The sequence below is a fragment of the Cupriavidus sp. YAF13 genome, from assembly GCF_052113425.1.
GTDB lineage: Bacteria > Pseudomonadota > Gammaproteobacteria > Burkholderiales > Burkholderiaceae > Cupriavidus.
The window spans coordinates 1-12,468 of sequence record NZ_JBFRDD010000039.1 but is presented as its reverse complement, the minus strand read 5'-3'; the positions used below and the strand labels follow the sequence as shown (position 1 = coordinate 12,468).

The 12,468-nt window shown below is 65.2% G+C and carries 12 protein-coding genes and 2 tRNA genes; 8 read left to right on the top strand and 6 right to left on the bottom strand.

Features of this window, described 5'->3' with window-relative positions:
* Window positions 1-23 precede the first annotated feature (23 nt).
* The 5 genes from hemW to AB4061_RS27355 all read right to left on the bottom strand — a co-directional run bounded on the left by hemW (window position 24) and on the right by AB4061_RS27355 (window position 4,892).
* Window positions 24-1,268 (bottom strand): radical SAM family heme chaperone HemW, encoded by a 1,245-nt coding sequence (gene hemW, locus AB4061_RS27375; protein ID WP_441639398.1) that lies wholly within the window; start codon window positions 1,266-1,268, stop codon window positions 24-26.
* The gene (rdgB, locus tag AB4061_RS27370) at window positions 1,265-1,882 is read right to left on the bottom strand and encodes an RdgB/HAM1 family non-canonical purine NTP pyrophosphatase (protein WP_441639397.1); all 618 of its coding nucleotides are present in this window, start codon (window positions 1,880-1,882) and stop codon (window positions 1,265-1,267) included. The genes hemW and rdgB overlap by 4 nt, the downstream gene beginning before the upstream one ends.
* A gap of 13 nt (window positions 1,883-1,895) precedes the next feature.
* Window positions 1,896-2,615: a ribonuclease PH gene (gene rph / locus AB4061_RS27365; RefSeq protein ID WP_441639396.1), complete on the bottom strand. Its 720-nt coding sequence runs from the start codon at window positions 2,613-2,615 to the stop codon at window positions 1,896-1,898.
* 140 nt (window positions 2,616-2,755) lie between these two features.
* Window positions 2,756-3,670, bottom strand: coding sequence for a PP2C family protein-serine/threonine phosphatase (locus AB4061_RS27360; RefSeq protein ID WP_441639395.1), 915 nt, complete (start codon window positions 3,668-3,670; stop codon window positions 2,756-2,758).
* A gap of 172 nt (window positions 3,671-3,842) precedes the next feature.
* Entirely contained in the window at window positions 3,843-4,892 is a 1,050-nt protein-coding gene (locus tag AB4061_RS27355; RefSeq protein WP_441639394.1) for a serine/threonine protein kinase, read from the bottom strand.
* A gap of 178 nt (window positions 4,893-5,070) precedes the next feature.
* Here AB4061_RS27355 and AB4061_RS27350 point away from each other — a divergent pair, with 178 nt between their 5' ends.
* From AB4061_RS27350 to AB4061_RS27335, 4 genes are all read left to right on the top strand, one after another.
* A complete protein-coding gene (locus AB4061_RS27350; RefSeq protein WP_441639393.1) occupies window positions 5,071-6,012 on the top strand; it encodes a YicC/YloC family endoribonuclease in 942 nt (313 codons plus the stop codon).
* 5 nt (window positions 6,013-6,017) lie between these two features.
* Complete coding sequence (gene gmk, locus AB4061_RS27345; protein WP_441639392.1) at window positions 6,018-6,671, top strand: guanylate kinase; 654 nt, start codon at window positions 6,018-6,020, stop codon at window positions 6,669-6,671.
* Between the two features lie 84 nt (window positions 6,672-6,755).
* Window positions 6,756-6,959: a DNA-directed RNA polymerase subunit omega gene (gene rpoZ / locus AB4061_RS27340; RefSeq protein ID WP_006162413.1), complete on the top strand. Its 204-nt coding sequence runs from the start codon at window positions 6,756-6,758 to the stop codon at window positions 6,957-6,959.
* A 257-nt stretch (window positions 6,960-7,216) separates the two neighbouring features.
* Window positions 7,217-9,634 carry a RelA/SpoT family protein gene (locus AB4061_RS27335; RefSeq protein WP_441639448.1) on the top strand — a complete coding sequence of 806 codons (2,418 nt, stop codon included), beginning with the start codon at window positions 7,217-7,219 and terminating at the stop codon, window positions 9,632-9,634.
* A 44-nt stretch (window positions 9,635-9,678) separates the two neighbouring features.
* On the opposite strand, the gene greB is transcribed toward AB4061_RS27335, so the two are convergent.
* Complete coding sequence (gene greB, locus AB4061_RS27330) at window positions 9,679-10,275, bottom strand: transcription elongation factor GreB (RefSeq protein ID WP_441639391.1); 597 nt, start codon at window positions 10,273-10,275, stop codon at window positions 9,679-9,681.
* Between the two features lie 123 nt (window positions 10,276-10,398).
* Here greB and AB4061_RS27325 point away from each other — a divergent pair.
* From AB4061_RS27325 to AB4061_RS27310, 4 genes are all read left to right on the top strand, one after another.
* Window positions 10,399-10,475, top strand: a tRNA-Arg gene (locus AB4061_RS27325).
* A gap of 296 nt (window positions 10,476-10,771) precedes the next feature.
* On the top strand, window positions 10,772-11,617 hold the full coding sequence (locus tag AB4061_RS27320; RefSeq protein WP_441639390.1) for a DUF1266 domain-containing protein: 846 nt from the start codon (window positions 10,772-10,774) through the stop codon (window positions 11,615-11,617).
* Window positions 11,618-11,727: 110 nt separating this feature from the next.
* Window positions 11,728-12,009: a hypothetical protein gene (locus AB4061_RS27315; protein ID WP_441639389.1), complete on the top strand. Its 282-nt coding sequence runs from the start codon at window positions 11,728-11,730 to the stop codon at window positions 12,007-12,009.
* 141 nt (window positions 12,010-12,150) lie between these two features.
* Window positions 12,151-12,226: transfer RNA gene (locus AB4061_RS27310), tRNA-Met, on the top strand.
* Window positions 12,227-12,468: the final 242 nt, after the last annotated feature.

The window sequence follows — 12,468 nt, the reverse complement described above, 5'->3', positions numbered from 1 at the left end:
CTTGTGGCGGCGTGGTATCGCGATCAACCTTTCAGGAACATCTCCTGCAGGTCGTTCAGGAAGCGCCGCCCCAGTTCTGTTGGTTTGATGGTCGCGAGATCCGCTTCCAGCAGCCCTTTCTTTTCGGCGGCGGCCAGGTCGCGGCTGATGGTGTGCAGCGGCAGCCCGGTGTGGTCGAAGAACGTGCTGGCTGGCACGCCGTCAGTCAGGCGCAGCGCGTTCAGCATGAACTCGAAGGGCAGCTCGGCTGCGCCGACATCGTGCTGCTCCTGCACTGCGTTGCCGGCCATGGCCTGCGCCATATACGTGGCGGGATGCTTGTGGCGCATCTGGCGCAGCACCCGGTGCGGGAACGACAGCTTGCCGTGCGCGCCGGCTCCGATGCCCAGGTAGTCGCCAAAGCGCCAGTAGTTCAGGTTGTGGCGCGCTTGCCGGTGCGGCCGGGCGTAGGCCGAGGTTTCGTAGTGGACGTAGCCTGCCTGCGCGGTGCGCGCTTCGATCAGGTCCTGCATTTCATACGCGCTGTCGTCATCCGGCAGCGCCGGCGGAAACTTGGCAAACAGCGTGTTGGGCTCCAGCGTCAGGTGATAGAGCGACAAGTGCGTGGTGTTGAACGACAGCGCCGTCTCCAGGTCCTCGGCGCATTCCGCCAGCGTCTGGCCGGGCAGCGCGTACATCAGGTCGAGGTTGACGTTGTCGAAGTTGTCCAGCGCGATGCCGATCGCCGCGCGGGCCTCCGCGCCGCCGTGGATGCGGCCGAGCGCGGCAAGATGGCGGTCGTTGAAACTCTGGATGCCGATGGACAAGCGGTTGATGCCGCTGGCGCGATAGCTGGCGAAGCGCTCCGCCTCGAAGGTGCCGGGGTTGGCCTCCATCGTGATCTCCGCGTCGGCGTCCAGCGGCAACAGCGCGCGGATATCCGACAGCAGCCGGTCCATGCCTGCGGCCGACAGCAGGCTGGGCGTGCCGCCGCCGATGAAGACCGTGTGCACCTGGCGGCCCCATACCAGCGGCAGCGATTGCTCCAGGTCGGCGCGCAGCGCGTCCAGGTAGGCGTCTTCCGGGATGTCGTGGCTGTCCGCGGCGCCGGGCACGGCATGCGAGTTGAAATCGCAGTACGGGCACTTGCGCACGCACCACGGGATATGCACGTAGAGCGACAGCGGCGGGGAGCCGGGCAGCGCGAGCTGGCCCGGCTGCAGCCACAATGACTTGGTATCGGCGGGGGCGCCGGTGCCCGCGGCCGCCAGGGGAACGATCGGGATCATGGGCAGCCGGTCCCGGGGCTGTCGGCCTGCAGGCGCTCGGTCAGCGCCCTGAGCGCGAGCGCGCGGTGGCTGACGGCGTTCTTTTCCTCGGCGCTCAGCTCGGCCGCGGTCTTGCCCAGGTGCGGGAGCAGGAAGTGCGGATCGTAGCCAAAGCCGGCGTTGCCGCGTGGCGCGTCGACTACTTCGCCCGCCCACACGCCCTCGGCGATCACCGGCCGCGGATCCTCGGCATGGCGCACCAGCACCAGCACGCAGTAGTAGTAGGCGTGGCGGTTGAGCTTGCCGGCCAGCTGCGAGATGAGGTGGGCGTTGTTGGCGGCATCGGACTTGGGCTTGCCCACGAGTTGCGCATAACGCGCGGAGTAGACGCCCGGCGCGCCATCCAGCGCGTCGACGCAGATGCCGGAGTCATCCGCCAGCGCGGGCAGGCCGGCCAGGCGGCTGGCGTGGCGCGCCTTGGTGAGAGCGTTCTCGACGAAGGTGGCGTAGGGTTCCTCGGCCTCGGCAATGCCGAGCTGCCCCTGCGGGATCAGCTCGAAGCCGAGCGGCGCCAGCAGCGCGCCAAACTCGCCGAGCTTGCCGGGGTTGTTGGAGGCGAGGACCAGGCGTTGCATGGCGTTCACCGTATCAGGCCAGGCCCAGCGCGCGGCGCTGGTGCGCCACCAGTTCGGCGATGCCTTGCTCGGCGATGCGCGTCATCGCATCGAGATCGGCACGGCTGAACGGCACGCCCTCGGCGGTGCCTTGCACTTCGACAAAGCCGCCGCTGCCGGTCATCACCACGTTCATGTCGGTGTCGCAGCTACTGTCCTCGGCATAATCCAGGTCGAGCACGGCCACGCCATCCACCATGCCAACCGACACGGCGGCGACGAAGTCGCGGATCGGGCTGGCTTTGATCTGGCCATTGCGCAGCATGGCGGAAACAGCGTCATGGGCGGCCACGAAGGCGCCGGTGATGGCTGCGGTGCGGGTGCCGCCATCGGCCTGCAACACGTCGCAGTCCAGGTGGATGGTGAATTCGCCCAGCGCGGACAGATCGAACACTGAGCGCATCGCGCGGCCGATCAGGCGCTGGATTTCCTGCGTGCGCCCGGTCTGCTTGCCGCGGGCGGCTTCACGGTCCGAGCGCGTGTGGGTGGCGCGCGGCAGCATGCCGTACTCGGCGGTGACCCAGCCTTCGCCGCTGCCCTTCTTGTGGGGAGGCACCTTGGCCAGCACGCTGGCGGTGCACAGCACCTTGGTGTCGCCAAAGGCACTCAGGACAGCGCCTTCGGCGTGGCGGGTGTAGTGGCGGGTCAGAGCAATAGGGCGCAGCGCATCGGCTGCGCGTCCGCTGGGTCGCATGTGGAGGTTTTCTCGGAAATCGATTCAGGACCCGGATTTTAACGCCGCCGGGCTGCGCGTGCGCGTCCTGCCCCAACTCCTCCCGCGGGGGAGTGCTAATTCCCGCGCCATTGCGGCGCGGGCGGTACTTTGGCCCGGGCTCAGCGCATGAAATTGCTGGTCTTGTCGATCGCCGCGCGGATCTCGGCGATGGAGCGCTCGATCTCCTCCTCCGAGAGCAGGTCGGTATCGCCACCGTTGTTCTCCAGGATCGAGGTGGTGAACGTGTTGAGCGGCAGGGTCTCGGTGGCGACTGAGTCCTCGTTGGACAGGTGGGCGTCGAGCTCCCACATCATGGCGATGGCTGTCGTGTTGTCGGCGCCGTCGCCGGCGTTGTGCAGCGCCTGCTCGATCAGGTCCGGGATGGCATGCACCACGGACAAGTTGGTGACCTTCTCCACCAGCAGTTGCTCTTCGATGCTGCCCCACAACCCGTCTGAGCACAGCAGCGCCACGTCGCCCGGCTCCAGCCGCAGTGGGCCGCCGATATCGATCAGCGGCAGGTTGGGCGAGCCCAGGCAGTTGTAGAGCTTGTTGCGCTCGGGATGGTTGGCCACTTCCATTGGCAGCACGCGCTCCTGCTGCAGCAGGTTCTCGATCTTGGAGTGGTCGCGCGTGCGGGTCAGCAGGTTGCCCTTGCGCACCAGGTAGAGGCGCGAGTCGCCGGCGTGGGCCCAGTGGATCTGGCCGTTCTGGACCAGGCAGCAGACCACGGTGGTGCGCGGGACGTCGGCCAGCTGGTTGGCTTCGGCGTAGCGATGGATTTCCCGGTGGGCCAGCATGATGGTGTCCTGCAGGAAATCGGCAGGATTGCGGATCGAAGGCCGGGCCTGGGCCTGGAACTGGCGCGCCAGGGTCTGCAAGGCTTGTTGCGCGGCGACTTCGCCCAGCGCGTGGCCGCCCAGGCCATCGGCCAGCACCATCAGCAGGGCATCCCGCGTAAAGCAATAGCCCATGCGGTCCTGGTTGATGCGGCGGCCGCCTTTTCTGCTTTCCTGGTAGACGGAGAATCGCATGGTGGCTGTAGGAGTCGGTTCTTGAGAGACGGCGGCGTCATCTGCGCGCTCCACCGGCACAGCGTGCGGGCGTGCCGCGAGGCGACGGTTCTCATCATAGTTGCAAATGGTGGCAGAAGGGGGCGCACGGAGGGGGGCTATCCACGACGCGGGGATGGCGCCATTTTGTTATTTATTCGCCGCTTGCGCCGGACTCCTTGGCCTGGATTGCAGCGGCTGGCTCCTCGCGCTTGCGCAGCAGCGTCAGGAACCGGCTTGCGAGGGGGCGCTCGGCGACTGCGGCTGCGGGCGCGGCGGCCTGCTCGCCTAGTGCATTGGTTTGTTCGCGCAACTCCTTCTGCAGCCGGAACACGCTCTGCGGCCGCTCGGAAGGGGGCAGCCGCAGGCACCATTCGACCAGGTCCACCAGGCCGTCGGTATAGCTGGCGCGCAACCGCGTGATGGAGTCCGCCATGCGGTCGTCCTTTTCGCGCTGGTTGGCCTCCTGGGGCGGCATGCCGGCCATGCAGGCGTAGAGCGTGGCGCCAAGGCTGTAGATGTCGGTCCACGGGCCCAGCTCGGAATGCTTGCCGTAGAGCTCCGGCGCGGCAAAGCCCGGCGTGTACATGGGCTGGAAGCGCGCCGCTTCCATGGTCAGGATCTGGCGGGCGGCGCCAAAATCGAGCAGGATGGGCGATTCGTCTTCGCGCAGGTAGATGTTGCCGGGCTTGATGTCCAGGTGCAGCAGCTTGTGGATATGCACTTCGCRCAGGCYGCTCATCAGGTCGTGGAAGACCTTGCGGATGAAGTGTTCGCGCAGCACCTTGGCGCGGCCTTGCTGGCGCGCGTGCAGGATGTGTTCCTGCAGCGTCTTGCCCAGCTCGTAGTTCATCACCATGTAGACGGTGGAATTCTCGCGGAAGAAATTCACCACGCGCACCACGCTGGGATGTGAAATCTTCGCCAGCGAGCGGCCTTCCTCGAAGAAATACTTGAGTCCCAGCCGGAACGACGCCGCGCTTTCCTCGGGCACCACGGGGATCAGCTCGCCGGGCTGGCGGCGTGCCAGAGACGACGGCAGGTACTCCTTGATCGCGACAGGGGAGCCGGTCTCGTCGGTGGCAAGGTAGACGAAACTGAACCCCCCGCTGGCCAACTTCTTTACAATACGATAGTTGGACAGCAGCGTGCCGATGGGCAGCGGTGCGCTCTTTGGAGGTGATGCGCCCTTTGGCTCTGTCATAGGATTCGGGACCTTGATTGCCTCCGGATTGTCCTGACTAATCGAAGACTTGTAAAGAACACAATAGCGGCCATTTTGGCCTCTCTTTTCGGCGTTCAACCAGCGTGGTTGCGGGGCTGCCGGCTCCCCGGGCTGTTTGAACCCATGCGGCCAGATGGCCATTTCGCGAGACTACTTAATGATCCACAGCATGACAGGCTACGGCCTGGCGACGCGCCAGGCGCCGCTGACGGACGCGCAAGGCGCGCCCACCGGCAGGACCGCATCCGTTTCGGTGGAGTTCCGCACAGTCAATTCGCGATTCCTCGACCTGTTTTTCCGGGCTCCCGAAGAATGCCGCGCCTTCGAGCCGGCGCTGCGGGAAATGCTCATGGCGAAGCTGTCGCGCGGCAAGCTGGAATGCCGCATCAACCTGCAGCGCGCCGATGCCGGCGCCGGCGGCACCACGCTGGCGCTCAACGACGCCTTGCTGGCGCAGATCCGCTCGATCGAGGCCACGGTAGCAGCCACCTTCACGCAAGCCGGCTCGCTGCGCATGGGCGAGATCCTGCGCTGGCCCGGCGTGCTGGTGGAGCCCGAGTTGTCGCAGGACGCCCTGCGCGAGGCCGTGACGGACGCTGCCAAGGAAGCGCTGGGCCAGTTGCTGGAAGCGCGCCGCCGCGAGGGCGACGCGCTCAAGGCCACGCTGGACGAGCGCATCGAAGCCATGCTGGCCATCGTCGAGCGCCTCACGCCCACCATCCCGCAGCTGATCTCCCATCACCAGGACAAGCTCACCGAGCGCCTGCAGGAGGCTTTCAACCTGGTCGCGCCCGGCGGCATGCCCTCGATGAGCCGTGACGAAATCGGCGAGCGCATCCGCCAGGAAGCCACGGTCTACGGCATCCGCATCGACATCGCCGAAGAGCTGTCGCGCCTGCAGGCCCACCTGAACGAAACCCGCCATATCCTCAAGAAGGGCGGGCAGGTTGGCAAGCGGCTCGATTTCATGATGCAGGAGCTCAACCGCGAAGCGAATACGCTGGGCTCCAAATCAGCGGCCAAAGAACTGGCCGATGCCGCCATGGAACTCAAACTGCTGATCGAGCAGATGCGAGAACAGATTCAGAACCTAGAATAATCATCATGAGTGAAACGTCGTCCCACGTCGCCATCGACACCGCCTACCCCGGCAACCTGTTCATGGTGGTGGCGCCTTCCGGCGCCGGCAAGTCCACCCTGGTCAACGCGCTGCTGGCGCAGGACCAGGCCATTCGCCTATCCATCTCGCACACCACCCGCGCGCCGCGTCCCGGCGAGCAGGATGGCCGCGAATACCACTTCACCACCGTGGACGCGTTCCGCGCGGCGCGCGATCGCGGCGAATTCCTCGAGTGGGCGGAAGTGCACGGCAACTACTACGCCACCTCGCGGGTGTGGATCGAGCAACAGATGGCCCAGGGCAACGATGTGCTGCTGGAAATCGACTGGCAGGGCGCGCAGCAGGTGCACAAGCGTTTTTCCAACGCCATGGAGATCTTCATCCTGCCGCCGTCGCTGCAAGCGCTTGAAGAACGCCTGAACAAGCGGGGCCAGGACGAGCCGAAAGTGATCGTGCGCCGCCTGCTGGCGGCAGGCAGCGAGATGGCCCATGCGTCCGAGTCGGACTATGTCATCATCAACGAGGTTTTCGAGCAGGCGCTCGAACAGCTTCGCAGCGTCATCCGCGCTACCCGTCTGCGTTTTTCATCACAAAAAGCGCGTCACGCCGACCTCTTCATCGAGCTCGGTATTCATTGATCCGGAGCGCGGCGGGAACGTTTCTTGCCGCGTGCTGTAAAATAGCCGGCATCGCATAAGGTTTTGTCCCGAGGTGGATTACATATGGCGCGTATTACCGTCGAAGATTGTCTGAAACACATCCCGAATCGCTTCGAGCTCGCGCTCGCGGCAACGTACCGGGCCCGTCAGCTGGTGCAGGGTCACACTCCCAAGGTCGAGGCCAAGGACAAGCCCACGGTTGTGGCGCTGCGCGAGATCGCCTCGGGCCAGATCGGCATCGAGATGCTCAAGAAGGTACCGACCTGATTTTCGGGCGGCGGTGGCCAGTCCTAGCAACGCGTACCTTTGCATTGAGACTCTGCTAACGTACCTGTTCGCGTACTTGCTTAACCAGCCAGATTACAGAAGCCGCCCACATGTCTTCCTCCCAGCCTTCCTCCCCTGTCGCGACGGCCAGCCCCACGGCCACGCCGGCGCGATCGCGCGGAGAAGCCACTGGTGACGCGAGTGGCGATGCAGTGCCACCCGTTCAGCGCAAGCGCGCCGTGCCCGGTCAGTCGACCGTGACGGCGCGTACTGGCGCTCCCAATCTTCCCGATCCGCTTGGCAACGATGTCGTTGGCGAGCGTGCCGTTGCCCCCGCAATGGGTGCAGGCAAGGCAAGAGCCGCCCAGGCCGCCGCCGAAAGTGAGCTGAGCGAGGCGCCGCAGGGCGCGGCGCCGGGCGATGCGCTCTTCATCGACGCGGTGCTGGCGCAGTCCTATCGTCACTTCTTCGGCCCGACCTCGCAACCCGCAGTGCCCCCGCGCCAGCAGGTGATCTCGATCACCCGGCTGATGGAGAAGCTCGCTTATCTCAAGCCGGCGGATCAGGCGCACGTGCGCGAAGCCTTCCAGTTCTCGGACGAGGCTCACCTTGGCCAGTATCGCCAGAGCGGCGAGCCCTATATCACGCATCCGGTAGCGGTGGCCGAACTGTGCGCCGACTGGAAGCTCGATGTCCAATCCATCATGGCGGCGTTGCTGCACGATGTGATGGAAGACCAGGGCATCACCAAGAGCGAGCTGGCGGAAAAATTCGGCCCCAAGGTGTCCGAACTGGTCGATGGCCTGACCAAGCTGGACAAGCTCGAATTCCAGAGCCGCGAGCAGGCGCAGGCGGAGAGCTTTCGCAAGATGCTGCTGGCGATGGCGCGCGATGTGCGGGTGATCCTGGTCAAGCTGGCCGACCGCACCCACAACATGCGCACGCTTGATTTCGTGCCGCCGGAAAAGCGGCGGCGGATCGCGCTCGAGACCATGGAGATCTACGCGCCGATCGCGCATCGGCTCGGCCTCAACACCACGTACCGCGAACTGCAGGAGCTGTCCTTCAAGGTGGGTTCGCCGTTCCGCTATGCCACGCTGGAAAAGGCGGTCAAGGCTGCGCGCGGCAACCGGCGCGAGGTGGTCAAGCGCATTCTCGAAACCGCGCAGAAGGCGCTGGGCGACGCCGGCATCGTGGCGGAGCTGTCGGGGCGTGAAAAAACGCTCTACAGCATCTACCGCAAGATGCACGACAAGCAGCTGTCGTTCTCGCAGGTGCTCGACGTGTATGGTTTCCGCGTGGTCGTGGAAACCCAGATGCACACCTATATGGCGATGGGCGCGCTGCACGGGCTGTACAAGCCCATGCCGGGCAAGTTCAAGGACTACATCGCCATTCCCAAGATCAACGGCTACCAGTCGTTGCATACCACGCTGGTGGGCCCGTTCGGCACGCCGGTGGAGTTCCAGATCCGCACCCGCGACATGCACCAGATCGCGGAAGCCGGCGTGGCCGCGCACTGGATGTACAAGCATCAGGCCGACCAGGCCAACGATATCCAGCAGCAGGCGCACCAGTGGTTGCAGTCGCTGCTCGATATCCAGAGCCAGACCGGCGATTCGCAGGAATTTCTCGAGCACGTCAAGATCGACCTGTTCCCGGATGCGGTCTATGTGTTCACGCCCAAGGGGCATATCCGCGCGCTGCCGCGCGGCGCCACCGCGCTCGATTTCGCCTATGCCGTGCACAGCGACCTCGGCAACCAGTGCGTGGCCGTCAAGATCAACAACGAGCTGCTGCCGCTGCGCACTGAGCTCAAGAGCGGCGATATCGTCGAGGTGGTGACGGCGCCATACTCCAAGCCCAATCCGGCTTGGCTGGCGTTCGTGCGCACCGGCAAGGCGCGCGCGGCCATCCGCCACTATCTCAAGACCACCCGGCTCGACGAAGCCATCCAGCTTGGCGAACGCCTGCTGGAGCAGTCGGCGCGACAGCTCGGCATCGAGCTCAAGGCGCTGCCGCAGTCGGTGTGGGACCGCATGGTGCAGTGGACCGGCAACAAGCACAAGGAAGACATCTTTGCCGACCTGGCGCTGGGGCGGCGCGTGCCGGCCGTCGTGGCCAAGCGCATGGAGATCCTGCTGCAGGAGCTGTCCGGCGATGTCGACAGCGCGCTGCTGGCGGCCGTGCAGACCTTCGCCGGCGAAGAAGCCCCCGCAGTGCCGATCACCGGCGATGAAGGCATGTCGATGATCTTCTCGTCATGCTGCCGGCCGATTCCCGGCGATTCCATCGTCGGCTACCTGGGCAAGGGCGAGGGTTTGCAGATTCACGTCCAGGATTGCAAGATAGCCAAGCGCCTGCACAGCAAGGACCCGGAGCACTGGATCGATGTGATGTGGGCGAAGAAGACAACGCGCTCCTTCGATGTGTCGATCAAGGTGATGGTGCGCAACGTCAAGGGCATCGTCGCCCGCGTGGCGGCCGACCTGACTTCGGCCGACGCCAACGTTGCGCACGTGGCGATGGAGCAGCAGGAGGGCGGCCATCAGGAGGCCACCTACATGCAGTTCATCATCCAGGTGCAGAACCGCCTGCACCTGGCCAACGTGATGCGGGCGCTGCGGCGCAACCCCGACGTCATCCGCATCTTCCGCGACCGCAACGACGGCTGACGCAGTCTTCCCGCACGCAAGCACTGAGCCCGGCCGAGCCGGGCTCAGTGCTTTTCCGGCTGCGCGGCGGCGATCGGTTCCGCCTGCTTCCTGGGATAGCTGACTTTCAGGATATCGATCTGCTCCACCCCGGCCGGCGTGCGCAGYGGCACCGTATCGCCTTCGCGCGCCTTGAGCAGCGCGCGCGCGATCGGCGAGATCCAGCTCACGTGGTTGCTGTCGAGGTCGACCTCGTCGGTGCCGACAATCGTCACGGTGGTTTCCTCGCCGGCCTGGTCGGCATAGGTGACGGTGGCGCCGAAAAAGATCTGGTCGTTGTCGCCCTGCAGGGACGGGTCCACCACCTCGGCCTTCTCCAGGCGCTTGGTCAGGAAGCGGATGCGGCGGTCGATCTCGCGCAGGCGCTTCTTGCCGTAGTGATAGTCGCCGTTCTCGGAGCGGTCGCCGTTGGATGCGGCCCACGAAACGATTTGGACCACCTCCGGGCGCGCCGTGTCGATCAGGTGCATCAGCTCATCGCGCAAGCGCTGGTAGCCTTGCGCCGAGATGTAGTTCTTGGTGCCAGGTGGCAGCGGGGTGGCGCCTTCGGGAAGGTCGTCGTCCTCGTCGCCGGGTGACTCTTTGACAAATGCCTTGTTCATGATCCGATCACATCTGCGGGGCTGTCATTATAGGAAGCGGCGGCCTGCCGGAGGGGAAAGCAAAAAAAGTGGGGCAGGGGGGTTCCCAAATTTCAAAAGTACGTTATAATTTCTTTCTCGAGTGCGGCTGTAGCTCAGTTGGATAGAGTACTTGGCTACGAACCAAGGGGTCGTGGGTTCGAATCCTGCCAGCCGCACCACTCATTGCAAAAAGAGCTTCCAGAAATGGAAGCTCTTTTTTCATTTGGGCTTCTGCCGTCGCTCTCGGTTCCTGGTCCGCCTGCTTCCAGATGCGGATCTGCTCATTCTACGGCGTTCCGCCGCGCGTCGACCGTAATCGCCGCGATTGAGACTTGTCTCATCGTGCGCCGGGCTTCCTCTCGCTAATCTCTATTCCGGTGCGCATTCTCGCGCGTTCATAACCGGATCGCTCTCTTGTTGCTGCTTCCCGATCTGCCGGGCCGAGCGATCGCGCTTTCCTCTGGAGCGTCTTGCGATGCGATCGTTGCCATGGTTTGTCTGTGCCGCCGTGCTTGCCGTCGTGGCCAGTGCCGCATGCCGTTGGCGCAAGCCGGGCGTGCCGCCAGCCGTGTTGCCGCCAGCGGCGGAGCGCGGGCCGGACTTGYAAGCCCGTGTCTGTAGCCAGGCGATCGAGGGCAAGTCTGCGTCGGCCACCGGCGAGCGCATGTGCGGTTTGCTGGTGGGCTTTTTGCACGATGCGCGGTTGACCCTTAACGTCAGCAACCTTGCCACCGGTGTGGACCCGCGCACGCAGGCGTGCGTGCTGGCTACCGACTGGCATATCCATACGGCCGGCGAGGCGCGGGGCACGCTGGCGTGGCTGCTGGAGGAGGGGCATCGCGCGCTGTATCCGCAGGTCTGCCGGATCTTGTTCTCGGTGCCGCGCACGGCGCGCGAGCGTGAGATCGTGCTGCTCGATGATCGCTTCGACCCGGTGCGTCTTGCCCAATGCATCGACAATCTCGAGCGCGCCATGCCGGACCTGCGCGCGAGTCGCCTGCTCGGCTCGCGGGTCGATCTTGCGCGTGGCGTGCTGGCCTGGGACATGAGCCGCGCGATTCATGTCGCGCGGGCCGCCTACGACTGTGGCATGCAAACCGAGGCGCAGGCCTGGGCCGTGATCGAGCAGGCAGCGTCGCAGGTCTTCGCGCAGATGGCGTCCTGGCAGGAGGTCGCGGTGAGCTACCTGCTGGGCCGGGCCATGTGGGCCGGGCCCGGCGCCGGTTTGCAGCGGCAGCTGGCGTTTGTCCGGCATTGCCTCGACGATTCGGATAGCCCCATGCGCGAGGTGCGCTATCACGCTGCGCACTATGGCGTGTAGGTGCGCGCCGGCTTGCGGGACCGGTGCTGGCGGCCTAGGCTGGTTCAGGAGCGTGCGGGGGCGCCAAGCGCTATGCTTCTTGCTTGCGGCAAGAACCATGGGAGGATCCAATGAGCAATGCGGACTGGCGGGTGGAAGCCTATCGGGGCATGGATGTCTATGTCCTCGTATCGAGGCCGGGCGACGGCGGCGTCCCGGCTTTGGGCAAGGTTGCCCAGTGGGGGTACGAGGTGCGCGTCTGCCAGGAGGGCGCGGATCCCTCCGATGCCGGCGACATCGAGCGCTTGTCGGGCGACGGCGCGCAGTTTGCTACCCGGCACGCTGCCGAAGTCGYCGCGTTCGCTGCGGCCTATCAGCTTRTGGACAAGCTGGTGGGGCCGGTGACGGACTAGCGGGCATGTCGTCCTTGCCGTGCGGGCAATGCGGGAGTACGCCATAGCGCGTGCTGTCGCGCCCGATGACAGGTTTTTCACGATGACGTCACAAAGCGATTGCAATGCGCGGCGGGATCCACCATAATCCGGCCTCTCGGACGCGGGGTGGAGCAGTTGGCAGCTCGTCGGGCTCATAACCCGAAGGTCGCAGGTTCAAGTCCTGCCCCCGCAACCAAAGACCTTTTCTGGTCTCCGAAGCTCGTCTCCGGGCCGTCCTGGCCAAGTTCTGCAAATTCCCAACAATACGAAACCCGAGCATTGCGCGGGACCGCTTTGCATTGCGTGCGCCATGGGTTCGCGCTGATCAGTGCCGCCCGCGGCCGCCTCCGCTGCGGCCGCCTCGCGCGCCTCCCGCTGCCGTACCTCCCCAGCCACCGCCATGGTAGTAGCCGCGCGCCATGCCGGAGTGATAGTGAT